Source organism: Bosea sp. RAC05 (genome assembly GCF_001713455.1).
GTDB lineage: Bacteria > Pseudomonadota > Alphaproteobacteria > Rhizobiales > Beijerinckiaceae > Allobosea.
The window spans coordinates 3,144,185-3,169,764 of sequence record NZ_CP016464.1; the positions used below are offsets into that span (position 1 = coordinate 3,144,185).

Consider the following 25,580-nt stretch of genomic DNA (forward strand, 5'->3'; position numbering starts at 1 on the left):
CCGCCGCGCCATCAGGCGGCCGCCCGGTCGGTCTCCGGCCCGGACGCGGCGATCGGCAGCGACAGATCGAGCACGATCCGCCCCTCGACCGCGCCGCGCTTGAGCCGCGCGAACACCGCGTTGATGTCGCTCAGCGGCACCGTCGCGATCCGGGCCGTGACCTTGCCCTCCGCCGCAAAGGCGATGGCCTCGTCCAGATCCCGTCGCGTTCCCACGATCGAGCCGCGCAGCGTCACCCGCTTCAGCACCACCTCGAAGATCGGCGTCGGGAATTCGCCCGGCGGCAGCCCGACCAGCGCGACCGTGCCTCGGCGCCGCGCCATCCGCACCGCCTGGGCGAAGGCCGGCGGCGAGACCGCGGTGACCAGCACGCCATGCGCCCCGCCGCCCGTGGCGGCGATGACATCCTCGACGGCCGTCGGCGAACGCGCATCGACGGTGACGTCGGCCCCCGTCGCGCGGGCCAGGGCCAGCTTGTCCTCGGCGATGTCGACCGCCACGACCTTGAGCCCCATCGCCCGCGCATACTGGATCGCGACCTGGCCGAGCCCACCGATGCCGGAGATCACGACCCATTCGCCCGGCCGCGCCTCGGTCTCCTTCAGGCCCTTGTAGGTGGTGACGCCGGCGCAGAGGATCGGCGCCATCGCCGCGAAATCGATGCCGTCCGGCAGCCGCGCCGCGAAGGCCGCCGAGGCGATCGCATATTCGGCGAAGCCGCCATTGCAGCTGTAGCCGGTGTTGTGCTGGTGCTCGCAGAGCGTCTCCCAGCCGGTCTCGCAATATTCGCAGCGCAGGCAGGAATCATGCAGCCAGGCGATGCCGACCGCGTCCCCCAGCTTGAAATCGCTGACGCCGGGCCCGAGCGCCGCGACGGTTCCGGCGACCTCGTGGCCGGGAATGAAGGGCGGCACCGGCCTGACCGGCCAGTCGCCGTCGGCGGCGTGGAGATCGGTGTGGCAGACGCCGCAGGCTCGCACCTTGACGAGCAGCTCGCCCGGTCCCGGAACCGGCACCGGCACGTCCTCGATCACGAGGGGCTGGCCGAACGCCCGCACGACCGCAGCCTTCATCATCGTCGCCATGATCCGCTCTCCCTCCGTCACCGCCATGGTACGGCGTCGCGCGGATCGGACCTTGAGGGAGATCAAGCGGCGCCGGAGAGGTCCGTCCCTTCAACCATCGCGCGGGCCTCGCGGCAGACGGCCTCGGGGCCCGCCTCGGTGGAGAGCCGCCTCCAGTCTTCCACCGGTGTGGCGCGGCCAAGCTGCTGGCGCACGATCTCGCCCGTCGCGTCCGAGGGATCACCCCGGCGCGCCTCGACCCGCGCGATCAGGGTCGGCGCCGGCGCCTCGAGCCACAACCCCTGGAAGGCCACGCCTGCCTCATGCGCGGCCCGCGCGATGCGCTCGCGATCGGGCGCGCGGTCGAACACGGCATCGGCGACGACGCCGTGCCCCAGCCGCAGGATCGCGCCCGCACGCTGCGCCTGTTCCGCAAAGACCGCCTCGGAAACGGCCGGCCGATAGGCCTCCGGCGGCAGCCGCATCTGCGGCTCGACCCCGTGGCGCCGCTTGCGCAGCCGGTCGGAGGCGAGGATCCGCGCGCCGGGAACCGGCCCGAGGCCCGGCGCCACCGCCGCCGCGACGGTCGACTTGCCCGCGCCCGACAGGCCGCCCACCGCGACGAGGCGCGCGGCCTTCGGCGCCAGGCAGCGCAAGGCCAGCGCCAGATAGGAGCGCGCCTCGTCCAGCACGCGCGCGTCCCCGCCGTCCCGCGCCTGGACGGCGACGACATGGGCCCGCACGGCGGCGCGCACCGCCATGAAGAAGGGCAGCAGCGGCAGCCCGGCCTCGTCGTCGGTGATGTCGAGATAACGGTTCAGCAGCGTGTTCGCGTGTCCGGCGAGGTCGCGATGCCAGAGATCCATCAGCACGAAGGCGAGATCGTAGAGCACATCCGTCGTCGCCAGCGCCTCGTCGAATTCGAGCGCGTCGAACAGCGTCGGCTCGCCCGCGACGAGGCAGATGTTGCGCAGGTGAAGGTCGCCATGGCAGCGGCGGATCCGCCCCTCCCGGCCGCGCGCATCCAAGAGCGACCGGTGGCGGTCGAGCGCCTCCCGGCAGGCCGCTTCCAGCGCCGCGACCTCGCCGGCCGGCAGGAGATCGGTCAGGGCGAAGCCGTTGGCGTTGATCGCGAGGACGGAGGCCATCGCCTCGGCGCCGCCGCGGCCGCGCGCGATCTCGGCCCCCGCATGGAAGCGCGCGATGGCGCGCGCCAGCGTCGTCACCAGAGCGGACGTCAGCCGTCCCTGCTGCGCCATCCGGTCGAACAGCCCGTCCTCGTCGAAGCGCGCCATCTCGACCGCGGCATCGACCAGGACGCCGCCGCCATCCAGCGCCAGCCGCCCGTCGCGCTCGCGCGTCAGCCGGCGCACGGCCCGGTAGAGCGACGGCGCCGTCCGCCGGTTCAGCCGCAGCTCGCGCTCGCAGGCGACGAGCCGCTTCTGCGGCGTCGAGAAATCCAGATAGGGCAGCGCGACCGGCCGCTTCAGCTTGAAGGCCCGCTCTCCGCCCAGCAGCACGACCGAGATATGGGTGGTGATCACCCGCGCCTGCGCGGGCGCCACGCCCGCCTCGGCCGCCAGCAGCTCCAGCGCCTCCTCGAAATCCTCGGCCGCCATCGTGCTCTCCCGGTTGCGGCCCGCATCATCGCGGTGCGGGCCGGCCGCATCGTTGCGTTCGATCAACGCGAAGTGACGGCAGGCGGTTCGACCGCGGCCGCGGCTTGGACTACACCGGAGAGGATGGCCGGCGCGATCTCGCCGCGCCAGCCCTGCCCTCCCTCTGCAGAAAGCAACGCGCGTCATGATGAAGGACTTTGCCGGCAAACATGTCATCGTCATGGGCGGTAGCCGCGGCATCGGCCGCTCGACCGCGCTCGCCTTCGCCCGGCGCGGGGCCGCGGTGTCGATCTGCGCGCGCACCCCGGGTCCGCTCGCCGCGACGCGGCAGGAGATCGCGGATCTCGGTGTGAGCGCCCATGCCGCCTCCGTCGACCTCGCGGACGCGGCCGCGATCGACGCCTATCTTCCCGAGGCGGTCAAGGCGCTCGGCGGCCTCGACATTCTCGTCAACAACGCCTCGGGCTTCGGCCATTCCGATGACGAGGCCGGCTGGGGCGCCTCCTTCGACGTCGACATGATGGCGGTCGTGCGCGGCAGTCACGCCGCCATCCCGCACATGACCGCCGGCGGCGCGATCGTGAACATCTCCTCGATCTCCGGGCTGCGCGCCACCTCCCGCTCGGCGCCCTATGGCGCGATCAAGGCGGCGGTGATGCACTACACTGCGAGCCAGGCGAAGATGCTGGCGCGGCAGGGCATCCGCGTGAACTGCGTCGCGCCCGGCTCGGTCGAGTTCCCCGGCGGCACCTGGGAGGACCGGAGGACCTCCAACCCCGATCTCTACAACTCGACCCTGGCCACCATCCCCTTCGGACGCATGGGCCGCCCCGAGGAGATCGCCGAGGTCGTGCTCTTCCTCGCCTCCGAGCGGGCGAGCTGGGTCACCGGCCAGAGCCTCGTTGTCGATGGCGGCCAGCTCATCGGCCCCTGACGACACCGACGGACGACCGGCCTGGGCGGACGCCCCGCTCAGGCCTCAGCCGGAGCGCCGCCCTGCGCGGCGCCCGGCTCGCAATAGAGTGCGTGCAGCGTCTCCAGCACCGCCCTCGCCTCCGCGCTGGCGAGCGAGAAGGTCACCGCGACGCCGCGACGGCGCGCCGCGATCAACCCCTGCCGCCGCAGCTGCGCCAGATGGGCCGCGACGCCGGCCGGGCTCAGGCCCGTGATCCGCGCGAGTTCGCCCGCCCCCTCCTCGCCCTCGACCAGCCGGCACAGGATGGCGAGGCGGCGCGGGCTCGCCATGGCGGCGAGCAGCGCTGCCGCCGCCTCGATCGGTGCCGCGATGCCGGCTTCGTCGCGCGTCAGCAAGGCCGTTGACATATTCGATAATCCATATATATGGAGGATATTAGTTCTTAACGGGAGATCGTGATCATGGTCAATGTCGGTTCGCTGGATCGGACGCTTCGCTTCGTCGTCGGCGCCGTCCTCCTCGTCGCCGTCTTCGTGCCGCCCCTCGCCGGCTGGGTCGCCCCGCTCGGCGCCTGGAAATATGCGCTGACGGCCTGGGGCGCGGTCATGATCGGGACAGCCGCGATGCGCTTCTGCCCGGCCTATACGCTGCTCGGCCTCAACACCTGCGGGACGCGCCAGCCGTGACGGTCGCGTCGAGCTTCACGCCGCTCGCCTCGCTGGCGGGCGGTGCCCTGATCGGGCTGGCGGCGGCGATGCTGATGCTGTTCCAGGGCCGCATCGCCGGGATCAGCGGCATCGTCTCGCGGCTGCTCCTGCCGGCCGGCGACGGCCAGTCCTGGGGCCGGCTCGCCTTTGTCGCGGGCCTCGTCCTGGCCCCGCTCGTCTACGGGGCGCTGACCGGGATCGCGCCGCAGCCCAACATCGAGACCGGGCCCTTTCTGCTGGTGGTGGCGGGCGGTCTCGTCGGCTTCGGCGCCGTCTGGGGCAATGGCTGCACCTCCGGCCATGGCATCTGCGGTCTGTCGCGCCTCTCGCTGCGCTCCGCCGTCGCCGTCGCCACCTTCATGACGACGGCGATCGCGACCGTCTTCCTCGTCCGACACGTGCTGTGAGAGCCTCGATGTCCGTGATCCTGCAGTTCCTGACCGGCCTCGCCTTCGGGCTCGGGCTGATCCTGGCGGGCATGGCCGACCCGACCAAGGTGCTCGCCTTCCTCGATCTCGCCGCGATCCCGGCCGGCGCCTGGGACCCGAGCCTGATCTTTGTCATGGCGGGCGGCATCGCCGTCACCTTCACCGCCTACCGGCTGATCCTGGCCCGCGAGCGCCCCGTCATGGCCGAGCGCTTCCTGCTGCCCGAACCCGGCCCGGTCGATGGTCGGCTGCTGACGGGCGCCGCCCTGTTCGGCATCGGCTGGGGCCTCGCCGGCCTCTGCCCCGGCCCCGCGCTCGTCTCGACCCTCACCGGCGGCCAGCCCGCCATCATCTTCATCGCCGCGATGCTCGCCGGCATGGCGATGGCGCGGCTCCTGTCGTCCGCCACGACGCCCCTGCGGTCGAAGACCGCCTGACGAACCGAGGAGGTTCCCCATGACCGCCATTCCGCACCCCGTCGACCTCGCGACCAGGCCCGAGGTCACCGCCTTCTTCGACGCGCAGACCAACACCGTCAGCTATGTCGTCAAGGACCCCGGCTCCCGCGCCTGCGCCATCGTCGATTCAGTGATGGACATCGACTATGCGGCGGGCCGGATCGCCTATCACTCGGCCGACGAGATCGTCGCCTTCGTCCGCGAGCACGGCCTCGAGGTCGAGTGGCTGATCGAGACCCATGTCCATGCCGACCACCTCTCCGCCGCGCCCTATCTCCAGGGGCTGCTCGGCGGCAAGATCGGCATCGGCGACCGCATTACGATCGTGCAGGAGACCTTCGGCAAGGTCTTCAACGAAGGCACCGAATTCCAGCGCGACGGCAGCCAGTTCGACCGTCTCTTCGCCGAGGGCGACACCTACACGATCGGCGGCATGACCGCCTTCGCCATGCACACGCCCGGCCACACCCCGGCCTGCATGACCCATGTCATCGGCGATGCCGCCTTTGTCGGCGACACGCTGTTCATGCCGGATGGCGGCTCGGCCCGGGCGGATTTTCCCGGTGGCGACGCCCGGACGCTGTATCGCTCGATCCAGCGCGTACTGGCGCTGCCGCCGCAGACCCGGCTGTTCATGTGCCATGACTACGGCCCCAACGGCCGCGACATCCGCTGGGAGACCACCGTCGCCGAGCAGCGCGCGCACAACATCCATGCCCGCGACGGGATCACGGAGGACGAGTTCGTCCGCACCCGCGAAGCCAGGGACAAGACGCTCGACATGCCCAAGCTGATCATTCCCTCGTTGCAGGTGAACATGCGCGCCGGTGCGCTGCCTCCCCCCGACGAGCGCGGCAAGGTCTTCCTCAAGGTGCCGGTGAACGCCCTGTGATGAGCGCCGGGCCTGGCGGGCCATCACAGCCTCGCCGGGCCAGCAGGGCCTGAGCTGGCCTCAGCGGTCTTGCCCTCGACCTTGCGCAGCGAAGAACAGATGGCCTGCGTCAACGGGCGCGTTGGCCGCGCGACCACGCAAAAAACGTCAAACCGACACGCAAAGGGATCGGTCATGTCCAAACTCGCCAACTGGCTCGTCATGCTCAGTCTTCTGGCCGCGGCCCCAGCCCTGGCCGCGCCGGAACCCGCCGATCCCGAGCGGCAGACGCCCTGGAAGCTCTATGTGGATTCCAGGGAAGCCTTCGCGATGAAGCAGGCGCAAGGCAACAAGGTGCTGCTGGTCGATGTGCGCGACCCCATCGAGATCATGTTCACCGGCTTTGCTCCGGCCGTCGACGTCGTCGTGCCGTTCATGTCCGCCAATCGGTCGAAGTGGAATGACAAGCGCTCCGTGTATCTGGTCGAGCGCGATCCGGCTTTCGCCGACAAGATCGCCAAGGCGCTGGCCGATCGCGGCCTCGGCAAGGACACGCCCATCCTTCTGATGTGCCGCTCGGGCGGCGAGCGCGGCGCACCCTCGGCCAAGGATCTGTGGGGAAAGGGGTTCGCCAGCGTTTACATCGTCGTGGACGGATTTGAAGGCGATACGATCAAGGACGGTCCGCAGAAGAACTGGCGGCGTGTCGACGGCTGGAAGAACTCCGGCCTCCCGTGGGGTTACACGCTCGACCGGTCGAAGTTCCCGATCGGCAGCGATTGAGCGTCGCAGCGAGCACGCATGGTGATCTTGGCGATGACTCCCCTCGTGACCTTCCAGGACAAGCGGATGAAACCTGTTTTGAAGACCCTCTCGACCGCCCTGCTGGCCACTGGACTGATGGCATCCCCCGCCGTCGCCGGCCAGAAGATGCTGATGCTGCTGAGCGCGCCGGCTGCGGAGGCTCAGGCCTTCAATCTGGTACTCGCCAACCAGTTGCAGGCGAGCGGACACGGCGTCCACGTCGTCCTCTGCGGCGAAGCCGGCGACGTGGCCCTGAAGGCCGTTCCGGACGCAGCGACCAAAGCCGTCACGCCGCAGGGCATGACGGTCCGTTCGCTTCTCGAGGGGCTCCTGAAGAAGGGGGGTACGGTCCAGGTCTGCGCGATCTATCTGCCCAACCGCAAACTCCAGGCCGACGCGCTCATGGAGGGCGTCAGCGCGGCTCGTCCCCAGGATGTCGCCGCCATGATCGCGGATCCCGCGATCAAGATCATGGGCCAGTGACGCCGTCTGAGCCAACAAGCGTGCAGCAGCAATCTGTTGAATGACGTTAGAGCCGTGAACGCCAAGACGATGACCGAGCAGCTCGCGGCTCCACAAGGACCGACCGACCGGCATGACCGCCAGCTTCGCCGACCGGTGATGTCCCTCGGGACGGCCGACACGCCTTCCGTCGCAGGGCCAGCCGCATCATGATCGCCACAGCTGACATCGCCTCGCTCGGCTCCGGTTCGCTCGTCGGCTTCACCCTCGGTCTCGTCGGCGGCGGCGGCTCGATTCTCGCCGTGCCGCTGCTGGTCTATGTCGTCGGCGTCGCCTCCCCGCATGTCGCGATCGGCACGAGCGCGGTCGCGGTCGCGCTCAGCGCCTTCGGCAATCTGCTCGGCCATGCCCGCGCCGGCCATGTCCGCTGGCCCTGTGCGCTGGTGTTCTCCGCCGCGGGCATCGCCGGCGCCGCACTGGGCTCGGCACTCGGCAAGCGGCTCGACGGGCAGAAGCTGCTGCTGGTCTTCGGCGTTCTGATGCTCGTCATCGCCGCAGCCATGCTGCTGCGCCGCAGCGAGAGCGGCGTCGGCTTCGAGCCGCTCGGGCGCAAGACCGCGGCGAGGCTCCTGCCGCGGCTTCTCGGCATGGGCGGCCTGGTCGGCGGCCTCTCCGGCTTCTTCGGGATCGGCGGCGGCTTTCTGATTGTCCCGGGGCTGATGACCGCCGCGAACCTGCCGATGATCGTCGCGATCGGCTCCTCGCTCGTGGCGGTGACCGCCTTCGGCCTGACGACCGCCACGTCCTATGCGCTGTCGGGGCTGGTCGACTGGCCTGTCGCCGCCCTCTTCGTCGCCGGCGGACTCGTCGGCGGCATCGCCGGCACGCTGCTGGCGCGCCGGCTGTCCGGCCACAGGACGCTGCTGACGCGGCTCTTCGCCGGCCTCGTCGCCGTCGTCGGGCTCTATGTGATCGGGCGCGGCCTCGGCGCCCTCGCCTGAGCAGGACCCCTTCTCAGACCATCCCCTCGATGGCGAAGATTCGGGCGGGCGAGCCGTCGGCATTCGGCAGCTTCAGCGGCGCCGCGCAGAGGAAGGTCCGCGGCCTGGTCAGCGCGCGGGTGTTGACGACATATTCGATCAGCGTGATGCCGGCCCGCAGGCAGATGTCATGCGTGACATGTTGCTCGAACGGCACGTGCTTGTCGTCGAGCAGCAGGCGGATCGGATAATCCTGCGGGAAGTCGAAGGCGAGCGCGGTGGGCTTGCGGTCCCTCAGCCAGAGCGCCGCCTCGCGCGTGAGGTACGGTGCGTCGAGCCAGAATTCGCGCGTGCGGTAGTCGCGCTTCGTGTCCCAGCCGCTGGAGAGCAGCAGGATCTCGCCCTCGGGCCCGCCGGGGTCGGCCGCCGCCAGCCTGTCGGCGTCGATCGCCTGGTTGGGCGCGACGTCGCGCAGGTCGAGCACCCGGCAGGGGCCGACGACGCGGGAGAGCGCGGTCGCCTCGATCGTCGGGCTGTGGGCGATGACATGCGCCTGCGCATCGACATGCGAGAAGCCGTGGCAGGTCATGCTGATGCGGGAGACCCGGAACGGGTCCCCCGCCGCGATGTCGCCCTTGATCGCCAGGTCGACCGGCCAGCGGAAATGCGGCTCGATCGGCATGGAGAGGTCGATGATCTCCATCACACCGCCGCTTTCTTGATCGCCTCGAGCGTCTCGCCGCCGAATTTGGTGACGAACTCCTTCTCGACTTCCGCCGTGACGATCTTCGAGAAGGACTCGCGGTCGGGGTTCTCGACCGCCTGCATGCCGGCCTTCTTCAGCGCGGCGAGGCTGGAGCCCTCCGTGTCCTCGTTCATCTGGCGCTGCACGCCGGCGAGTTCGATCGCGGTCTCGGTGAGGACCTTCTGGAGATCGGGCGCCATCGCGTCGAACTTGGTCTTGTTCATCACCACCGGGCCGGTGGTGAAGGCGTGGCGCGTCAGCGAGAGATGCTTCTGCACCTCGGCGAACTTGGCGTTGAGGATCAGCGTCACCGGGTTCTCCTGCCCGTCGACCGCGCCGGTCTCGAGCGCCGAGAACAGCTCGGTGAAGGCCATCGGTGTCGGCACGGCGCCCAGCAGCTGGAAGGCGCGGATATGGGCCGGGTTCGGCGTGGTGCGGATCTTCAGCCCCTTGATGTCGGCCGCCGTCGCCACCGCGCGGCGGCTGTTGGTCAGGTTGCGCCAGCCGATCTCCCAGGTCGCCAGCGCCTTGAGGTTCGAGCCCTCGAGCTCCTTGCGCAGGCCGTCGCCGATCGGGCCGTCCATCACCGCGGCCGCATGCTTGCGGCTCTGGAACAGGAAGGGCAGGTCGAGCACGTTGAGCTTCGGCGCAAGGCCGGTGAAGAACGGGTTGCCGGTCAGGCAGATGTCGAGCGAGCCGCCCCGCACGGCGCTGATCGTCTGCGGATCGGAGCCGAGCGCGCCGTTCGGGAAGATCTGGACCTCGAGCTGGCCACCGCTCTTGGCCTTGACCTTCTCGGCGAACTGCAGCGCGGCCTTGTGCCAGCTGTCCGATTCCGGATGGGGATGCGCGAAGCGCAGCTTCGCCGCCTGGGCGAGCGCCGGGCGGCCGATCGCGAAGAGGGCGAGGCCGGAGCCGGCGGTGATCAGAGCGTGGCGCCTGGTGATGGTCATCTTGTCTTCCTCCTGGGGTGTCGTTCTTGTTGCTTCTCGTCTTCGACGCGGCGCCTCCTCAGCGCCCGTAGAACCATTTCGCCGGCACGGTCACGATCTCCGGGACCAGAACCAGCAGGGCGAGCACCGCGAGCTGCGCCAGCAGGAACGGCATGACGCCGCGCACCACCTTGTCGACGGGCACGCGGCCGACCGCGCAGACCACGTTGAGCACGGTGCCGACGGGCGGCGTCAGCAGGCCGATCGCGTTGTTCATGATGAAGAGGACGCCGAAATAGACCGGGTCGATTCCCGCCTGCTTGACGATCGGCATCAGCACCGGCGTCAGGATCAGCACGGTCGGGATGAAGTCGAGCGCCGTGCCGACGACGATCACGAGCAGCATCATCGCTGCCATCAGCAGCGTCTTGTGCTCGATCAGCGGGCCCAGCAGCGCACCGACCTCGGCGGGAATGTTGGCGATCGTGATCAGCCAGGCCGAGACCAGCGCCGCCGCGACCAGGAACATCACCGAGGCCGACATCTTCAGCGCCGCCAGCAGCGCCGGCCGCAGATGCGCGATCTTCAGCTCGCCATAGACGAACATCCCGATGAAGAAGGCGTAGACCGCCGCCACCACCGCGGCCTCCGTCGGCGTGAACACGCCGAGCTTCATGCCCCCGATGATGACGAAGGGCAGAAGCAGCGCCCACAGCCCGTCGAGCGCCGCCTTGGTGATGCTGCGCACGCTCGGCCGCGGCAGGGTCGAGACCGGCTCGTCCTTGGCGAGGAAATACCAGGTGATGACGAGGGCCAGCCCCATCAGCAGGCCGGGCACGATGCCGGCCAGGAACAGCCGGGTGATCGAGACGCCGGCCGCGACACCGAACACCACGAAGCCGATCGAGGGCGGGATGACAGGCGCGATGATTCCCCCGGCCGCGATCAGCCCGCAGCTGCGATCGAGCCGGTAGCCGGCCTGCCGCATCATCGGGATCAGCAGGGCGGCCAGCGCCGCGGTGTCGGCGACCGCCGAGCCGGAGATGCTGGCCATCACGATCGCAGCGACCACGGCGACATAGCCGAGCCCGCCACGGACATGGCCGACCAGCGCCATCGCGAAGGCGATGATGCGCTTGGAGAGACCGCCGGCATTCATCAGCTCGCCGGCCAGCATGAAGAAGGGCACCGCCATCAGCGGGAAGCTGTCGGCGCCGCCGATCAGGTTCTGCGCCAGGATCTGCGCGTCGAACATGCCCAGATGCAGCATCAGCGCGACGCCGCAGACCATGAGCGAGATCGCGATCGGCATCCCCAGCGCCATCGCGCCGAGCAGCGAGACGAGGAAGACGAGGACGGTCATGAGCGCGGGCGCTCCCGCTGCTGCGCCTCGAAGGCGGCGAGTTCCTCCGACTCCGCCCCGATGATGAGCTGGTCGGGCGGCATGCGCCCGGTTGCGATCCTGACCAGGGTCGCGAGGTTGATCGCCCCGATCCCGAGCCCGCAGGCGAGCCCGGCGATATAGAAGATCGCGGTCGGCACGCCCATCACCGGCGAGAGATTGGCCATGTTGAGGCTGCTCTGCTGCCAGCAGCCCCAGACCAGCAGGCCCATGCAGAACAGCGACAGGCTCTCGGCCACGAGCCGCGCGATCCGCCGGCCGCGCAGGCCGAGCATCTGCACCACCGTCGTCATGCCGAGATGCCCGCCCTCGAGCGCGACCAGGAAGGCGCCGCCGAAGGTCAGCCAGACGAAGATCATGCGCGAGGCTTCGTCCGACATCGTGATGCCGGAGTTGAAGCCGTAGCGCAGCACGACATTGCCGAAGACCATCACGATCATCGCGACGAAGGCGAGGATGAGCGCATTTTCGAGCAGGCGCAGCAGCGTTTTCGGCAGGTTCATCGGCAAGGGGCTTTCAGGCTTCGTCGCGGTGCGGGGGCCGGCGGGGTCAGCGCCACGGCCGGCGGCACGGCCAAAAGGCCGCCGGCACCCGCCCGGGACGGCTGTCCGGCACGAATCGAACGCGTGATCGGCGAGAGCGCATGACGCGACTCCGGAGGTTTCCAGGCCCGGGACGGCAGCCGGTTCGCCCCGGCTGCATTCTTGTATGCTGCATACTGCGCGCCGGCGGCAGGCACTGTCAATCGCGCCCTTCCCCTGCGCCACCACGACGGCGCGATCCCGGCGGGGGATGGCGGCGGGCGGCGGAAAGGCGCGCCCGCAAGGCGTCGCGGACCCGATCTCCGCCCCTGGCGCCGCGGCCGCCGGCACGCCCCGGCCGCCCCTCGGTGCCGCCCAGAGACGCCGCGCAACCGCTCGCCCCGACGCGCAGGCCCCCTCGCGGCGACCGGCACATTCGGGGCTTGCCATTCGGCGAAGCATTGATTAGACCCCGCGACACCAAGGCGAGCGCGCCAACGCCGACCGCCATTGGGGGATCGTCTAACGGTAGGACCCCAGACTCTGACTCTGGTTGTCTAGGTTCGAATCCTAGTCCCCCAGCCACTCTTTAGTGGCTCTGCTAAAATCAATGAAATCAAGGGCTTGCTGGGCTCAGAAACTGCCGTGGTAGCCCAGCGGTAGCCCATTCTGGTATCCCAGAGGCGAACTGCAACTTAATGTGTCACTTGGCGCGATACGCTCTCAGTGATCCATCGCTTTTCGCGATGGGAATCGGCCGCTTCTCGCGCGACGCGCCCTAGCAGCGGAGACCGCCCGCCTGACAATTGGCTCGAAGCAGGCGCGGTGCGATGATTGCGCCGAGTATCTGCGGAGGCACTTTGAGCTCGCGCCGACCCTAGCTGAACCACTGCTTCACATGGCGGCGCTGTCTGGCTGCCTCGGGCCAAGGTGGAGTCACGCGGTCATCACTCGGCGCCTATCGGCAAGCTGTTGAGAAGGTTCCGAACTTCGCGCCAATGTGGCAGGTTGTGATCGAGCACCGAGAAGAACGCTTCCGAATGAGTTCTCTCCAGGAGATGCGTTAGCTCGTGCAGCACCAGGTAGTCTAGGCATTCTGGCGGCTTCTTGGCTAGGTCGGTATTCAGGCGGATGTTGCCGCTCTCAGGGTGACAACTTCCCCACTTCGTTTTCATCCGCTGGATGAAAATACCCTTCACTTTCACGCCGAGCCGTTCCTCCCACCGGGCCACCGTTGGTTGGGCAACTCGTCGCAGTTCGTCCCGGTACCATTTTTCCACAATGTCGTGGCGCTCATCGCGGGTGGCATTTGCACGCGTCGTCAGCACCAGTGTGCGGTGAACTAGATCAACAGATGGAGGGGCAGCGCGGTGGACGAGCTTGAGCAGAACGCGCTCGCCCCAAACGAAATGACTCTCTCGATCGACGAAGTCGCGGACAGCCTCTCTTGGCTGCGTGAAGAGCTTCCGCTGGTTCTTTCTGATCCACCCCATGCGCGAGACAGCGAACGCACGAATCGCGTCAATCTCCAGCGAAAGAGGTGCGGCGATCCGAACACGGCCGGTAGGCGGGTGAACGCTCAGATGGAGGTTTTTGATATCTTTGTGAACGACCTCCACCGTGAGGTCGCCGAGGGTAAGGACCTGCACGATCAATACTCCCGTTGATGGAATATGATCGCGAAGATCGCCTCGGTCTGTTTCTCGTCGCGCACGATGCCGTAGATCGCAGCCTTGATTTCCTGTTCCCGCGCCTGCACACCCCTCCAGTCCGCTGGCCGGACCTGCTTGATCTTCTCGTCGATCCGCATCGCAAGGTCGGCATCCTTGCCTAGGTTGTTGTAGAGCGCCCGCTGGCCTTCCGTCTTGATGTTGGACGGTCGGTCGCCCTCCTGCCCGGCGTTCACAGTGCCGATGAGTTTGGCGATCTCCTTCAGGTACAGCTCATACTCGATGGCCTTGGCTTTCCGCGCGGCGATGATTTCGTCGAGCAGCTTGGACATCTTGTCGTAGAAAACCGGGTCCGTAAGGCGCTCCTTGATGATCTTCGCCCGGACGTTGTTCTCGATGGTCTCGGCGACGGCGTCCCGGCTGCCCCTGAGTCCACCGGGTAGCGTACCAATGGCACCGCCGATCCCGAGCGTCGCGATGATGTCGAGCAGCGGCATATCGTCGAATGGCGAGATTTTCCGTGGCTCTTTCGCCTCGATGTAGGTGTCGATCAGGTGGCGCATATCGGCCTCGTAGGCCTTCAAGTCGAGCGTCTCACCCGCTGCGTTGCGCACCATATCGCGCAGCTTCACGTAGTCGGTGATCAACCGCTTGATCTCGTCGACCTCAGCGGCGGAGAAGCCAGCCATGTCCAGATCATCAGCGATGTTGGCGAAGGCCCGGACAAGAGCTGCGCATGCCTTGTAAAAGCTGGCCCGCAAGGGCTCCCGGTCGGCCAGATCAGTGGCGACCTCTGTGTTGCCGCAGAAATAGCGCCTGAAGGCGTCGTCGCCGCGCGGTGGCGGCACAGGCTCACAGATGAGGAAGATCGCCTCCAGCGCCTCCTTGAGCCGTGTGCGGCCCTTGGTGAGGCGATCCTGTAGGATGACCTCTGGATCGACGCCACCTACGCTATGGTCCAGCTCGGACGAGTAGACCTTGATGGCGCCCTCGACCTTCTTGAACAGGTCCATGTAATCGATGATGTAGCCGAACTGCTTGTCCTCGCCGTCGAGCCGGTTTGTCCGGCAGATCGCCTGGAACAGCCCATGGTCCTGCATCGACTTGTCGATGAAGAGGTAGGTGCAACTCGGCGCGTCGAAGCCGGTGAGAAGTTTGTCGACCACGATCAGCAGTTTCATGGTCGCGGGCTCTTTCTTGAAGAGCTGCTTTGCCCGTTCCTCGTAGACCTCTGTTTTCGTCATGCCAGGCTGTGTCGGCACGTCCTTCAGGATCGCCTGATAGAGGTTGTAGATGAACTGCTTGTCGGTCTCGCTGGCTGCGCCCGTATCCTCCAGAGTCACATCGGCAGCCTGCGGATTGTAGGACGTGATGACCGCGCAGTGGCCCTTGAAGACGGTTTTCTGGAACAGATCGTAGTATTTGCTGGCCTCATAGATGCTGCGGGCGACCAGCATCGCTGTTCCTCGCTCGCTGCTGAGACGCGGCTTCACGCTGAAATCGAAGACGATGTCGGCGACGATGCGCTCCATCCGTGAGCGGGACGACAGCACGCGCTGCATGGTGCCCCACTGCTTGCGCAGCTCGTCCTTCTGCCAGTCGTTCAGCCCCTTGGTCTTGGCGTCGAACCACTGGTCGATCTTCTCCTGCGATCCGAGTTCCTGATCGACGTCACGAGCCTCATACACAAGATCGAGCACGACATTGTCGGCCACGGCCTCGCTGTATTTGTAGGTGTGGATATAACTGCCAAACACCTCAAGACTGGATTGCTTGTCCTCCTTTAGGAGTGGCGTGCCGGTAAAGCCGATGAAGACCGCGCCGGGCAACATCGCCTTCATGATGCGGTTGAGCTTGCCGCTTTGCGTCCGATGGCATTCATCGACGAAAACAAATAGCTCGCCCACGGGGCGCATCGGGTTCGCCTCCAGCTCGCGGATGAAGCGGTCGAAGTTCTCGACATCCTTGCGCCCGAACTTCTGGACGAGCGAGCAGATCAGGCGCGGCGTCGGTGCGCCGGAGAGTAGGCCCATCAGGTCCGCGCCGCTGGTCGTTCGGCGCATGGGCTCGCCTGCTGCCGCGAAGTTACCCTCAATCTGATCGTCGAGTTCGTCGCGGTCGGTGACGACGATCACACGGGCACGCGGGTTTGTTTTGAGAATCCATCGGGCGAGGAGCACCATGACGATGCTCTTGCCCGACCCTTGCGTATGCCAGATGATCCCGCCCTCGCGCTTGGCGATGCGCTCTTGCGCGGCCTTGATGCCAAAATACTGGTGGACACGGGGCAGCTTTTTCACCCCGCCATCGAACAGCACGAAATCGTGCATGAGTTCGAGGCAGCGGCGCTTATCGCACATCTTCAGGAGGTACTTATCGAGCTTGTTCTCGGTATCGTCGTCCTCGTCTTCCTTCCACGTCAAAAACAGTTTCTCGGGAGTGCCGATAGCGCCATAGCGCAGGCCCTCGCTGTCGTTTCCCGCTAAGATGAATTGCACGGTCGGATAGAACCACGCGTTGAACTCGGTCGACTGGTTTGAAATTGATTGCCGGATGCCGTGGCCGATAGTAACGCGGCTGTTCTTCAGCTCCAGCACGCCGATGGCGATACCGTTCACATACAGCACGATGTCAGGGCGGCGCGTGTTGCCGCCCAAGAGCGTCACCTCTTCGGCAATGGCGAAGTCGTTCCGCTCCGGTATCGCCCAGTCAATCAGGTTGATCTTATCGGTCAGCCCGCCCGCCTCGGTCTTGGCGTCGTGCCCATAGCGCAGCAGCTCATGCACGGCCTTGTTGTTCTGATAGAGGCTGCGGCTGTGGTTCGTCGCTTCGCGGCGCAGGCGCTCAAGCGCTGCGGCAACCTGTGCGTCGGTATAGCCCCGAGCCTTGAGGTTGGCGGTGAAGAGATCGGCCTCGATGTTGGTGTTCGCCCGCTCTGACCAATCGCCGAGATAGCGCCACTTCAGGCGGTCGCGGAACAGCACCACCACGCGGTTTTGTGTTGAACGTTCCGGTTCGCCGATCATGCCGCCCCCGCCCGCGTGTCGTGCGGCAGCCAAATCCAGCCCTCATCAGGCGGTGCGTCGTCTGTCGGTCCCTCCAGCTCAGCTGGCGAATGCATGAAGGTTGATGCCACCCAGGCGCATAGACCCGCGTCGACGATGTCATCATGCCCGGCGACGCCATCGACCGATGAATTGCCCCCGTCCATGAAGCGCCGACGACAGGCCGCCGGATAGGTCTCGATAATGCGCAATGCGCCCCCGTCGTGCCAGACGCCAGTCGCCTGCTGGATCGGCGTGAACCGGCGCAGCGCATGAATGGCCTTGGTGCTCTGGCTGCCGATCATGTCCTTGACGACCGAGAGGGGCGTCGACGACGGCTCAGCCAGTCGCCGTTCGGTGAACCGGTAGAGGTATGGGTTGGCTGCGCTGTTGCCGATCTGGCGCTGATAGGTGTGCCCTGCCAGCAGGGACAGCAAGGCATTTGGGAAGGCGAGCGGCGCGTCAATCGCGATGACCACCTCGTCATGTACCGGATGCGGGGGCACCTTGCAGCGGTCCAGCATGCCGCGCACGAAGTCGCCTGCACTGATGGCTTCGTTCAGCAGGGCACGCAGATTGCCGCGCCATGGTTTGCCCATGAGGAGGCCATTTGCATTCAGAACAACGAGCGCATCGCGGCTCTTGCCGTTCCTGTCGCAGTTCCAGCCGCCGACATCCCAGCCTATGGCTATCTTCACGCCCCCGCCGCCGGTCATGCCTTCACCAGCTTGAACTTGATTTCGTAGCGGTAGAACGAGACGTTCGGCACCGCCGCCAAGGCCCAGCGCAGTTTCTGGTCGTCATGGAGCGCGATGATCGCGCCCTCGACCGTCTGATCTGCCTCGGCGATCTCGCTCTTCACATAGCCCATGTAGCGGAGCACCTGGCCGACTACGACATCGTTGGCGCGGCCTCGCTTCAGCTCCACCACCAGCAGCCGCTTGCGGTCCTTCGAGATGGCGAGGATGTCGATGGGACCGGCGTCGGTCTCGTATTGCTGGCCGACGCGCTCGCCGTTCTCCTCGTAGATGGCGAAGGACTTGGCGAGTTCGGTCTGGTCCCAGTTGCCGACGAGGAAAGCTTCGAGATGCGCCTCCATGGCGAATGCTGCCGGGTCCTCGATGGTGGCGTCAGAGCCGATAATGGTGAGCGGCACGGGCGCGACGGCTAGGAAGCGCTCGATCTCGGCGCGGTGGTCGCTGATGGTGCTGATCGTGCCGATCGAGCCGGTGGAGTTCTGCAAAGCCTCGCTCATGGCGGCGCGCGGCACGAGCATGTCGAGCCAGTTCACCTTGCGCCGGTGCGGCAGCGGCCCGGCGGCGATGAAGTGATAGCCGCCGGTGATCTCGCCGACGCGGTAGTTGCCGGAGCCATCGGGACAAAGCACGATGTCACCCGGCTGCATGCCCCTGGCGATGCGCCAGAGCACGCCGCAGGCGAGGCCCGTCGCGATCTTCGACCAGCCGGGGTTATGCTGGCGCATCAGCGGCGCATAATGGTGGTTGAAGGCGCGAAGCTCGTCGGGGATGTGGCGGGAGATGTCGCCCGTACCGTCATCGTTCACGCCGATGAAGCCGCCCGCTAAACCGGCGGCGGCGTGCACATGTTTCTTGCCGAGGATGACGCGGTAATACCCCTTCATACGAGCCTGATCTCCCCGGTCAGCAGCACCTGCATCATGCCCTGCTTAACCTCGCGCGCCTTGGCGAGCTTATCCTCCAGCGCGGCGATCTCGGCATCCATGTCAGAGAGCACGGTGGCGATGGCGCGCTGTTCGTCGAGGGTAAGCGGAAAGTGCAATTCGACCTCTTTCATCTGCGATTTTGATATTCCGAAAACTTTCATGCCTGTCGCGCTTCGCATCACTTGCGACCTGAACGATGAAGCATAGGCCAAATAGCCTTTGAACCTCGGCGCAAACGTCTCAACGCGTTCCCGGAGGATGAATGTATGCAAACCTGCAACAGCGCTCCTGTCGACTGGCAACTGGATTACTTCGACAGCCTTCGCGACCCCGTCATAGTCTTCCGAGGCGTCCGCGAAGACCCAATCGCCAACCCTAAGCGGCGTCGCAGCGCCGCAAAGCGCCTTGTCGGCCCCCGGCGTCGGGGTGCGTTGGAAGTCGAGGTGCGTGTGAAGACGTGTGTGGATGTCGCCATAGTGGACATAACTGACGTCGCCCTCTTCGCTCAACTGCGCGCGGGACAGCGGCACGGATCGCCCGAAATCAAACAGATTGCCGATGGCTGCCTTCGCCCACTCCCCCCGAAATCCCGGCAAGCGGCGTTGGCCGGTGAGGAGGTCCTGCATCGCGCCCTGCTTGATGTCGCGCTTCTTGGCGATCAGCGCCTCCAGCGCCTCGATCAGCGCATCCGCATCGCCCAGCGCCTCGACAATGGCCTGTTGTTCTTCTGTAAATGTTGGGTAGCAGAGCGCGAGTTCGTGGATGTCATTCCGGTTAATTCCCGGAACGCCGCTTTTGCCACTATGCGACGCAAAATCTACCGTCTTGAGGATATAGTAGCAGAATTTAGGATGGTTTCCGTGAAAATCACTGACGAACAGCGTGGTGTTCAGCGGCCAGTAGTCCCCCTCGACATAGAATGTCTGGCCGATTGTGCCGTATCGCCCGGTTACGACTCCGGGCCCAATTGACGCTGCTTCAGCGTGGAAATCGGAAACGCCAGACGAGGAAACAATCGGGATTGCTCCCCCTCGGCGCAGACGACTAGGGAGGTCATAGCCCCTTTGAAGCGTCATGACCTTGCCAAGCTCGGTTACTGCCCAAGACCGCAGGGTGCTCATGCGAAGCCCATCCGCTTGAGATGCGCCGCGACCTTTCCCTCAAGCTCCTCCACACGCTCCGCAAAGCGCGGCAGCGGCGCGGTGTAGCGCTCGCCCAGTTCCTTCACCCGCTTGGTCAGCCCCTGCGCCACCCGCGCCGTTTCGTCCGCAATGCGCGCCTCAAGGTTGCCCATCCATTTGTCATCGACGACGAGGGCCTTCACCTCGTCCTCGGTAAGCTTGGGGTAGCGCCCGTAAGCGAGATCATCGAGCGCGGCGTCGGCGTCCCTGATCGCCTTCTTGAGGTCCTTCTCGCGCTCTGCGAGCCCTAGCCACTCGCCCAAAGCCCTGGCCTCGTCCGCTGCCGTCCTGTCGCCTTTGATCTCCTTCAACCGCGCCTTGGCGCTGGCCACGGTGACGACGACTTCGCCCTCCTCGATCAGCTCGGAGAACAGCCCGTCTTCGTTGCCGTGCTCCTCCTCCAACGCTAACACTTCGGCGGCGAGGCGCTCGCGCTCAGCCTCAGCTTCCACAATCGCCGCTGCCTCCTTGGCGAAGTAGCGCGCGACAAGCACCTCCTTCGGCACGAGATCGCAGGCCCAGCCTTTATCGGAGGTCTTCTCCTTGCCGTCCTTGCCCTTCTTGGTCTCGATGATGCGGGCGGTTTTCGCCACCCAGCCGTCCTGGGCGATCATGTAGGCGTCATCCTGCATCATCTCGGCCCAGTAGCTCATGAGGTGCTGATAGACCGCGTAGGCGTCGATCAGCTTGCGGGCCTCGTAATGCTCGAGCAGCCGCTCGCCTAGCTCGCCAATCAATCCCTTGGGGTGGAAGCCGGGTTCGAGTGCCTTGAGCCGCGCCGTCTCGCCCTCGCGCCATGCCGCGAAATGCTGCGCGAGCCCCTCGGTGAAGGTGCGGAACTCCGGGTGCTCATGGATCGCGGCGCGGATGTTGGCGGGCTCGACTGCCAGATCGACATAGCCCGCACGGTTCGGGCGGAAGAGTGCAGCCTTGAGACCGGGGCAAATCGCCCAGTAGTCGCCCAGCGCCTCGACGTCGCGCTCCGGAATGCCGCCTTGCAGGTGCCCGGCAATGTCATGCCGGTCCTCCGGCGGCTGGCTGTCGATGTAGCGCGGCAGGTTGAGGTTACAGTCATTCTTTTCGATTTCGTCACGACTGACCATGCGGGCATAATTCGGTACGTCCTGCCCACGCCGGAACACATCGACGATGCGGTGGATGTCCATCTCGCGCAGGCGGTTCTTCGGCCCGTCCTTCATGAAGCCACGGCTGGCGTCGATCATGAAGATGCCGCGTCGGGCGGCTGCGTTTTCCTTGTCGATGACGACGATGCAGGCGGGGATGCCCGTGCCGTAGAACAGGTTGGCGGGTAGGCCGATGATCGCCTTTATGTAGCCGCGCCGGATCAGGTTCTTGCGGATCTCAGCCTCGGCATTGCCCCGGAACAGCACGCCATGGGGCAGGATGCAGCATGCCTTACCGGTCGATTTCAGCGACTTGATGATGTGCAAGAGATAGGCGTAGTCGCCCTGCTTGGGTGGCGGGACGCCGAAGCCATCGAAGCGGCGGAAGTCCACCGTATCAGGGCTGTCGTCCTTAATCGCCAGCCCCGGCTTCAACTCGTTGGGGTCTATACCCTGCTGCCAGCGCTTGTCACTGAAGGGCGGATTGGCGACCACGTAGTCGAAGGTCTTGAGACTGTCACCGTCACGGAAGAAGGGCGCAGCGAGCGTGCTCTGGCCGGGATGGATCACAGCGCCAGCATAGTCGTGCAGGATAAGGTTCATCTGCGCGAGGCCAGCGGTGCTGCCATCCTTCTCCTGCCCGTAGAGCGTGACCTTCACGCCCGCCTCGTCGGCCACCTTGATGAGCAACGAGCCCGAGCCGCAGGTCGGATCATAGATGGTTGTCTGCGGCGTGGTCGTGGGGTTCCGAATGCCGATGATCTGCGCCATCACGCGGCTGACCTCGGCGGGGGTATAGAACTGGCCCTTCGACTTGCCGCTCTCGGTAGCGAAGTGGCGCATGAGGAACTCATACGCATCGCCGAGGATGTCATCACCGTCGGCGCGGTTCTTCGAGAAGTCGAGATCAGGATGCTCGAACGTGGCGATGAGCCCCGTGAGCGTGTCGATCATCTGCCTTCCGGAGCCAAGCTTCCCCGCGTCTGCGAAGTCGGGGAAGCCGCCCAGCTTGTTCGCATTGGCAAGCGGGGCCACGATCTTTTTATTGATCTGGTCGCCGATGTCATCCTTGCCCTTAAGGCCCACCAAATCCGCGAAACTGGCTCCCTCCGGAACCTTGATCAAGCCATAGGGCTGGCCAGCATATTTATCAGACACATATTTGATGAACAGGATCGACAGCACATAATCCTTGTACTGCGAAGCATCCATTCCGCCGCGCAACACGTCGCATCCCTGCCAGATGCGGTTGTAGATTTCGGATTTTTTGACTGCCACGACGCCCTGTGCGATTCGGTTGAGGATGGGACCCCATCAGTAGCCGTCGCGAAGCTCTCGCGCCAAGCGAGGTCCGACAAAGAACGGCTGCCGCGCTGCGGCGCTGCACCTAAAGCTACTCTGGCAGAGAGTTTTCTGCCGCAGCGCCCCCGCACAAGCCAATCTCGCAGGGCGTCGCCACCTCTATCTCTCCCGGCCCCCCTCACCCTCACGACTGGCGCAATGTAAGCCCGACAATGAGCCCCGCCCGGAGATGATCCGAGCGGTGCAATCGCAGATGGCGAAGGCTGATGCGAGTGGTGCTGGCGGCTTGAGATGTAGGGCTGGAATTCAGTTCGCCCAGCTAGGCTCGACAGTTGAGCGCGCGATCAACTCGGCGCGAACCATACGTGCGCGAGGCGCGCGCGAAAGCGATGCGAGAATGAGCACGTGATCGAGGTTGAGCCAGAAGTTGAAGTGATCCGCTGAACATTCAATTGTCGTCGGCATCTCCAAAAGGTCGCCGTAGCTTTCTAGCTCGTCGCGATGTTTGATGATCGTCTTTCTGACGTTGGTTGGGCACGAGAAGCCGAGCCACTGTGCCAAGACGATGTCCTCGCAATGGCCCTGCTCATTGAATTCAAGGGTCGAAATCATCTGTGACCTTTCAGCGCAAAGCGCGTGGTTGAAAGCAAGAAAAGCCCCGCCCGGCGGAGGCCGAACGAGGCTGTGATGGAACGCGTTGGAGGGATGCCAGCTGGAAAGAGCTACTGCGGCGGACTAGGCGGGGTGCGCTCCAGGGCGAGCCCCGAGGGCCCGTCAGCCTGCCACCCGAACATGGGCGTCCACACGACTTGAGCGAGCCCCCTTAAGCCGGCTACGAAGCCGCCTGCGTCGTAGGCGATGAAAAGGCGACCGAGGTGGAGAGCAAAGTCCATGGCGGGGTGGTCCTCAGCGGAGATGAGCCTACGGCGGTTTCGGTTTGACAGGCTTCGAGTAGCTTCGGTCAAAGTGGGCGCCAATGCGGCCAAACGACCTCTTCCCCCGAACCAGACATCTTTGTAAGATATTGAAATAGCTACCCTATCCTAAGTTAATCCCACTACTGGGCAGGCCCTTCGGGTGAGCAGCGAAGTGGTGTTCAACGCCTGCGCCGCCGCCGGCTGCAGCCACGAGCAAGGAGGGCGAAGGCGCCGGAGCGCGCTTCCTGCTCCTCGGCTACGATAGCCGCTAAGCGTGTCTCAAATCGCTGGCCTACCGCCCGCAGCTCTGCCGCACCGGTGGTGTCCACCGGAGCTAGCCGACCATCGGCCGCCATGGCAAAGATTTCGGCGATGGACACGGCTAGGCTGTCGGCCCGCTTCGTTCCGGCCTTTGCAATGATGAACGCGGCTTGTGCTTTCGTCAGGCGGTATTCCGTTACGGATCTCTGAGCGCCCTTACCTGCAACGATCATCGCTTCATGGTGAAGCAGTGATCCCATCGCTTCCAGCGAGGCCTCGTGACGCTTGATGAGATTGCGGATGTTCGTTGGCCGCTCGTAGCCGAGGGCTTTTGCGAGGTCGAGGTCTTGAATCGCCGGCTCGCTCAAGGCGAGCGAATGCGCAGCCGGGGCGGCTGTTATGGGAAACATGATGATGTCCTTGGGGGTCAGGGGGCGCTTTCGGCGACGCTGCCGTTAAGTGCCTTATGGGTGGAAGGGAGGGAGTGTTAGGCGTCAGGTTGCGTTGGTGCGAGCTGCCCCGGAGCTGGGCGTGATGGTGACGGGCAGGATGGCTCCCGTCTGCCGGTGTCCGACCTCCATCATCATCGTCCGCACTGAAGAGGCATCCGCGATGGAGACGATAAGGCCGTCGTGCAGGTTGAGGGCGACGATGCCCATCGTCATCAGGCAATCAAGGATGGCCAGCATGATGTCGCTCTCCCGCCGCATGAGTTCATGACCGAGACCATGGCCGAAGCTGGCACGCAGGGCAGGATGGCGGTCAAGGATGGCTGCCCGCGTCTTCGCCAGCGACCACCCCTTGGGGATGACCAGCCCATCATCCTGTGGCCACGAGTGCCGCTGCCGCTGGTCGAAGAAGAGCGTGCTGGTCAAGACCTTCACAGCCTCCCGGTGGCCCTCCAGACCCGGCAGGGCATAAAGGTCTCCCGGCGGTGGCACGACGCCGATCTTGGCATAGGCGAGACGGACGAACATCGACGAGAAATCCACGACAGCGGTTTCCTCTCCGTTGATCCGCAGGCTGCTCCTGCGGTCCCGCTTCAGGTTCTGCCAAAAGCCGCCGTAGAGCCGCCCGTTGCCTTGGAGCGGTTCCTGGGGCGGACCATTGAACAGCCTTCGCTGATGGCGGTCGTGGGCATTCACGGCCCCTCTGCCGTCGTCGAGAAACACGATGTCGGCCCCCGCAACGTGGGCATTCAAGGCGGCGACCATGGACCTCATCCCTTCAGTCTCGCCGGTTTCGGCATAGTCGAGCAGCACGACAGGCGCTGCCCCCGCGATTTGGTCGCGGCGACTTCGGGCAATAATCGTCTCCTCCTCGGGCAATCGTCCGAAGTCCGGCAGGCTGACCTGATGGTGCTGGCAAAGAGCGGCCAGGGCGGTCGTCGGGGCCAGACTGGAGGCCTCACCACGGCGGCGGGAACGCTCTATCGCGACGAGATCCAGTGCCTCAAGCTGCTCCAGCAACGCCACTAGCATGCGACCATCGGCCGGGCTGAGGTAGCGCTTGGGAATTGACGCGGCCTGTACGGGCTTGCCAAGCACAACGGCCAGCCTCCCGGCACCGGCTTGGTCGAGCACCGTGTGGGCGAGATTGCTGACGACGACGCCGATAGCCTGCTCCCGTGCTCTCTCGACATGACCACGCCGTCTGCGGGTGCGTAGTCCGCGTTCTTCCTCGTCGCGGTCGAGACGTGCGGCTATGGCCGACGCCAAATCATGCAAGGCGTCTCCCTTCGGGAAAGCCCACTGATCGAACCAAGGGAGCCGCTGCGGTGCGGCGCGTCGGGCGGGGACACCTGCTGAATGATGGATGATGGACGTGAGTGCGCGGTCGGCAGCCATGGCTGTTTCCTGGAGTCTAGACGTGAGCAGGAGGCCGGTTAGGGCGCGGCTGGTGGGCGTGTGCAGCCGGCCGGCGCTGCCGCTCTGGGCGGACTCTCGGGCCGCCTTAGCGGTGCCGCTGCAGTGGGCGGATGAGGTTGTCGGAACGAAGGTTCAGGCTGTCGCCATCGCGGTATCGGACGGCGCCTCGATCCACCCCAAGAATGAGCCGCGCAATCATGACGTTGCGGGCCAAGGCCGGGTGAAGCGCCCGGACGTACCTGTTGCCTTTGCCGTTGGTGTCGAGGAACCACGAGGCGGTGCCAAGGGGGGCGAGCACGCGCTCGTAATCGGGGGAATAGAGGACGGCTTCGGCGGACGCCTTGGCGAGTTGAACGCGCACGATGGGGCGCCCGCAGTTGTCCTCAGCGAGTTCGATGGGGCTCATGGGCTCAAGTCTGAGGCCAGCAGCGATGTGGAGAAGGGTGCCGGGCGGGGCGAAAAGGCGCAAACTCCACATGCGCCAAACAATGGATGCACCAGCTCGCTGACGAGCGTTCATGTATCCGATAGTGGGTAGTAATCGTTGGCCCATAAGTGGGTGGCAATCGGCGCCAGCGGCCGCGCAGAGGCCACATATGGCCACAGTTCCTAGCTCATTG

25 protein-coding genes and 1 tRNA gene are annotated in these 25,580 nt (G+C 65.7%); 9 read left to right on the forward strand and 17 right to left on the reverse strand.

Annotated elements, in window-relative coordinates:
- Nucleotides 1–11 precede the first annotated feature (11 nt).
- Together adhP and BSY19_RS18335 are read right to left on the reverse strand one after the other, a co-directional pair.
- Nucleotides 12–1,085, reverse strand: a complete 1,074-nt coding sequence (adhP, locus tag BSY19_RS18330; protein ID WP_069057226.1) for an alcohol dehydrogenase AdhP — start codon at nt 1,083–1,085, stop codon at nt 12–14.
- Between the two features lie 62 nt (nt 1,086–1,147).
- Complete coding sequence (locus BSY19_RS18335) at nt 1,148–2,683, reverse strand: bifunctional aminoglycoside phosphotransferase/ATP-binding protein (RefSeq protein WP_069057227.1); 1,536 nt, start codon at nt 2,681–2,683, stop codon at nt 1,148–1,150.
- Between the two features lie 184 nt (nt 2,684–2,867).
- Between BSY19_RS18335 and BSY19_RS18340 the strand changes: the two genes are divergently transcribed.
- Entirely contained in the window at nt 2,868–3,617 is a 750-nt protein-coding gene (locus tag BSY19_RS18340) for an SDR family NAD(P)-dependent oxidoreductase (protein ID WP_069055399.1), read from the forward strand.
- A gap of 38 nt (nt 3,618–3,655) precedes the next feature.
- Here the strand turns inward: BSY19_RS18340 and BSY19_RS18345 are convergent, their stop codons facing one another.
- On the reverse strand, nt 3,656–4,006 hold the full coding sequence (locus tag BSY19_RS18345; protein ID WP_069055400.1) for an ArsR/SmtB family transcription factor: 351 nt from the start codon (nt 4,004–4,006) through the stop codon (nt 3,656–3,658).
- Between the two features lie 54 nt (nt 4,007–4,060).
- On the opposite strand from BSY19_RS18345, the gene BSY19_RS18350 reads away from it, so the two are divergent.
- The 7 genes from BSY19_RS18350 to BSY19_RS18380 all read left to right on the forward strand — a co-directional run bounded on the left by BSY19_RS18350 (nt 4,061) and on the right by BSY19_RS18380 (nt 8,330).
- Nucleotides 4,061–4,285, forward strand: a complete 225-nt coding sequence (locus BSY19_RS18350; protein WP_069055401.1) for a YgaP family membrane protein — start codon at nt 4,061–4,063, stop codon at nt 4,283–4,285.
- Nucleotides 4,282–4,713, forward strand: coding sequence for a YeeE/YedE family protein (locus BSY19_RS18355; protein WP_069055402.1), 432 nt, complete (start codon nt 4,282–4,284; stop codon nt 4,711–4,713). Before BSY19_RS18350 ends, BSY19_RS18355 begins: the two co-directional genes overlap by 4 nt.
- Before the next feature lie 8 nt (nt 4,714–4,721).
- The gene (locus tag BSY19_RS18360) at nt 4,722–5,171 is read left to right on the forward strand and encodes a DUF6691 family protein (RefSeq protein WP_069055403.1); all 450 of its coding nucleotides are present in this window, start codon (nt 4,722–4,724) and stop codon (nt 5,169–5,171) included.
- 19 nt (nt 5,172–5,190) lie between these two features.
- Nucleotides 5,191–6,084, forward strand: coding sequence for an MBL fold metallo-hydrolase (locus BSY19_RS18365; protein WP_069055404.1), 894 nt, complete (start codon nt 5,191–5,193; stop codon nt 6,082–6,084).
- Between the two features lie 99 nt (nt 6,085–6,183).
- Entirely contained in the window at nt 6,184–6,846 is a 663-nt protein-coding gene (locus BSY19_RS18370) for a rhodanese-like domain-containing protein (protein ID WP_210184386.1), read from the forward strand.
- A 66-nt stretch (nt 6,847–6,912) separates the two neighbouring features.
- The gene (locus BSY19_RS18375) at nt 6,913–7,350 is read left to right on the forward strand and encodes a DsrE family protein (RefSeq protein WP_069057228.1); all 438 of its coding nucleotides are present in this window, start codon (nt 6,913–6,915) and stop codon (nt 7,348–7,350) included.
- A gap of 188 nt (nt 7,351–7,538) precedes the next feature.
- Nucleotides 7,539–8,330: a sulfite exporter TauE/SafE family protein gene (locus BSY19_RS18380; protein ID WP_069055406.1), complete on the forward strand. Its 792-nt coding sequence runs from the start codon at nt 7,539–7,541 to the stop codon at nt 8,328–8,330.
- A 13-nt stretch (nt 8,331–8,343) separates the two neighbouring features.
- Here BSY19_RS18380 and BSY19_RS18385 read toward each other — a convergent pair whose 3' ends face one another.
- The 4 genes from BSY19_RS18385 to BSY19_RS28010 are packed head-to-tail and all read right to left on the reverse strand — an operon-like array spanning nt 8,344 to nt 11,891.
- A complete protein-coding gene (locus BSY19_RS18385) occupies nt 8,344–9,012 on the reverse strand; it encodes a cyclase family protein (RefSeq protein ID WP_069055407.1) in 669 nt (222 codons plus the stop codon).
- The gene (locus BSY19_RS18390) at nt 9,012–10,007 is read right to left on the reverse strand and encodes a TRAP transporter substrate-binding protein (protein ID WP_069055408.1); all 996 of its coding nucleotides are present in this window, start codon (nt 10,005–10,007) and stop codon (nt 9,012–9,014) included. The genes BSY19_RS18385 and BSY19_RS18390 overlap by 1 nt, the downstream gene beginning before the upstream one ends.
- A gap of 58 nt (nt 10,008–10,065) precedes the next feature.
- The gene (locus tag BSY19_RS18395) at nt 10,066–11,349 is read right to left on the reverse strand and encodes a TRAP transporter large permease subunit (RefSeq protein ID WP_069055409.1); all 1,284 of its coding nucleotides are present in this window, start codon (nt 11,347–11,349) and stop codon (nt 10,066–10,068) included.
- On the reverse strand, nt 11,346–11,891 hold the full coding sequence (locus BSY19_RS28010) for a TRAP transporter small permease (protein WP_069055410.1): 546 nt from the start codon (nt 11,889–11,891) through the stop codon (nt 11,346–11,348). Before BSY19_RS28010 ends, BSY19_RS18395 begins: the two co-directional genes overlap by 4 nt.
- A gap of 529 nt (nt 11,892–12,420) precedes the next feature.
- Here BSY19_RS28010 and BSY19_RS18405 point away from each other — a divergent pair.
- Nucleotides 12,421–12,494 (forward strand) — tRNA-Gln (locus BSY19_RS18405).
- 362 nt (nt 12,495–12,856) lie between these two features.
- Here BSY19_RS18405 and BSY19_RS18410 read toward each other — a convergent pair.
- From BSY19_RS18410 to BSY19_RS18455, 10 genes are all read right to left on the reverse strand, one after another.
- On the reverse strand, nt 12,857–13,558 hold the full coding sequence (locus tag BSY19_RS18410) for a M48 family metallopeptidase (RefSeq protein WP_210184387.1): 702 nt from the start codon (nt 13,556–13,558) through the stop codon (nt 12,857–12,859).
- Between the two features lie 2 nt (nt 13,559–13,560).
- Nucleotides 13,561–16,605 (reverse strand): type I restriction endonuclease subunit R, encoded by a 3,045-nt coding sequence (locus BSY19_RS18415; protein ID WP_069055411.1) that lies wholly within the window; start codon nt 16,603–16,605, stop codon nt 13,561–13,563.
- Nucleotides 16,602–17,339 (reverse strand): DUF429 domain-containing protein, encoded by a 738-nt coding sequence (locus tag BSY19_RS18420; protein ID WP_069055412.1) that lies wholly within the window; start codon nt 17,337–17,339, stop codon nt 16,602–16,604. The genes BSY19_RS18415 and BSY19_RS18420 overlap by 4 nt, the downstream gene beginning before the upstream one ends.
- Nucleotides 17,336–18,265 carry an endonuclease NucS domain-containing protein gene (locus tag BSY19_RS18425; protein ID WP_069055413.1) on the reverse strand — a complete coding sequence of 310 codons (930 nt, stop codon included), beginning with the start codon at nt 18,263–18,265 and terminating at the stop codon, nt 17,336–17,338. The genes BSY19_RS18420 and BSY19_RS18425 overlap by 4 nt, the downstream gene beginning before the upstream one ends.
- Nucleotides 18,262–19,428, reverse strand: coding sequence for a restriction endonuclease subunit S (locus tag BSY19_RS28175; RefSeq protein WP_083247692.1), 1,167 nt, complete (start codon nt 19,426–19,428; stop codon nt 18,262–18,264). The genes BSY19_RS18425 and BSY19_RS28175 overlap by 4 nt, the downstream gene beginning before the upstream one ends.
- Nucleotides 19,425–21,890 carry a type I restriction-modification system subunit M gene (locus BSY19_RS18435; protein ID WP_069055414.1) on the reverse strand — a complete coding sequence of 822 codons (2,466 nt, stop codon included), beginning with the start codon at nt 21,888–21,890 and terminating at the stop codon, nt 19,425–19,427. Before BSY19_RS18435 ends, BSY19_RS28175 begins: the two co-directional genes overlap by 4 nt.
- 330 nt (nt 21,891–22,220) lie before the next feature.
- Nucleotides 22,221–22,526, reverse strand: coding sequence for a hypothetical protein (locus BSY19_RS18440; RefSeq protein WP_069055415.1), 306 nt, complete (start codon nt 22,524–22,526; stop codon nt 22,221–22,223).
- Between the two features lie 484 nt (nt 22,527–23,010).
- Nucleotides 23,011–23,502, reverse strand: coding sequence for a hypothetical protein (locus BSY19_RS18445; RefSeq protein ID WP_069055416.1), 492 nt, complete (start codon nt 23,500–23,502; stop codon nt 23,011–23,013).
- 84 nt (nt 23,503–23,586) lie between these two features.
- Nucleotides 23,587–24,939 (reverse strand): hypothetical protein, encoded by a 1,353-nt coding sequence (locus BSY19_RS18450; protein ID WP_069055417.1) that lies wholly within the window; start codon nt 24,937–24,939, stop codon nt 23,587–23,589.
- 106 nt (nt 24,940–25,045) lie between these two features.
- Nucleotides 25,046–25,366, reverse strand: coding sequence for a hypothetical protein (locus BSY19_RS18455; protein ID WP_150129665.1), 321 nt, complete (start codon nt 25,364–25,366; stop codon nt 25,046–25,048).
- Nucleotides 25,367–25,580 lie beyond the last annotated feature (214 nt).

Coding starts and splice junctions, on each gene's coding strand:
- adhP (WP_069057226.1), bottom strand. CDS start 1,085: ATGGCGACGATGATGAAGGCTGCGGTCGTGCGGGCGTTCGGCCAGCCC.
- BSY19_RS18335 (WP_069057227.1), bottom strand. CDS start 2,683: ATGGCGGCCGAGGATTTCGAGGAGGCGCTGGAGCTGCTGGCGGCCGAG.
- BSY19_RS18340 (WP_069055399.1), top strand. CDS start 2,868: ATGATGAAGGACTTTGCCGGCAAACATGTCATCGTCATGGGCGGTAGC.
- BSY19_RS18345 (WP_069055400.1), bottom strand. CDS start 4,006: ATGTCAACGGCCTTGCTGACGCGCGACGAAGCCGGCATCGCGGCACCG.
- BSY19_RS18350 (WP_069055401.1), top strand. CDS start 4,061: ATGGTCAATGTCGGTTCGCTGGATCGGACGCTTCGCTTCGTCGTCGGC.
- BSY19_RS18360 (WP_069055403.1), top strand. CDS start 4,722: ATGTCCGTGATCCTGCAGTTCCTGACCGGCCTCGCCTTCGGGCTCGGG.
- BSY19_RS18365 (WP_069055404.1), top strand. CDS start 5,191: ATGACCGCCATTCCGCACCCCGTCGACCTCGCGACCAGGCCCGAGGTC.
- BSY19_RS18370 (WP_210184386.1), top strand. CDS start 6,184: ATGGCCTGCGTCAACGGGCGCGTTGGCCGCGCGACCACGCAAAAAACG.
- BSY19_RS18375 (WP_069057228.1), top strand. CDS start 6,913: ATGAAACCTGTTTTGAAGACCCTCTCGACCGCCCTGCTGGCCACTGGA.
- BSY19_RS18380 (WP_069055406.1), top strand. CDS start 7,539: ATGATCGCCACAGCTGACATCGCCTCGCTCGGCTCCGGTTCGCTCGTC.
- BSY19_RS18385 (WP_069055407.1), bottom strand. CDS start 9,012: ATGGAGATCATCGACCTCTCCATGCCGATCGAGCCGCATTTCCGCTGG.
- BSY19_RS18390 (WP_069055408.1), bottom strand. CDS start 10,007: ATGACCATCACCAGGCGCCACGCTCTGATCACCGCCGGCTCCGGCCTC.
- BSY19_RS18395 (WP_069055409.1), bottom strand. CDS start 11,349: ATGACCGTCCTCGTCTTCCTCGTCTCGCTGCTCGGCGCGATGGCGCTG.
- BSY19_RS28010 (WP_069055410.1), bottom strand. CDS start 11,891: ATGAACCTGCCGAAAACGCTGCTGCGCCTGCTCGAAAATGCGCTCATC.
- BSY19_RS18415 (WP_069055411.1), bottom strand. CDS start 16,605: ATGATCGGCGAACCGGAACGTTCAACACAAAACCGCGTGGTGGTGCTG.
- BSY19_RS18420 (WP_069055412.1), bottom strand. CDS start 17,339: ATGACCGGCGGCGGGGGCGTGAAGATAGCCATAGGCTGGGATGTCGGC.
- BSY19_RS18425 (WP_069055413.1), bottom strand. CDS start 18,265: ATGAAGGGGTATTACCGCGTCATCCTCGGCAAGAAACATGTGCACGCC.
- BSY19_RS28175 (WP_083247692.1), bottom strand. CDS start 19,428: ATGAGCACCCTGCGGTCTTGGGCAGTAACCGAGCTTGGCAAGGTCATG.
- BSY19_RS18440 (WP_069055415.1), bottom strand. CDS start 22,526: ATGATTTCGACCCTTGAATTCAATGAGCAGGGCCATTGCGAGGACATC.
- BSY19_RS18445 (WP_069055416.1), bottom strand. CDS start 23,502: ATGTTTCCCATAACAGCCGCCCCGGCTGCGCATTCGCTCGCCTTGAGC.
- BSY19_RS18450 (WP_069055417.1), bottom strand. CDS start 24,939: ATGGCTGCCGACCGCGCACTCACGTCCATCATCCATCATTCAGCAGGT.
- BSY19_RS18455 (WP_150129665.1), bottom strand. CDS start 25,366: ATGAGCCCCATCGAACTCGCTGAGGACAACTGCGGGCGCCCCATCGTG.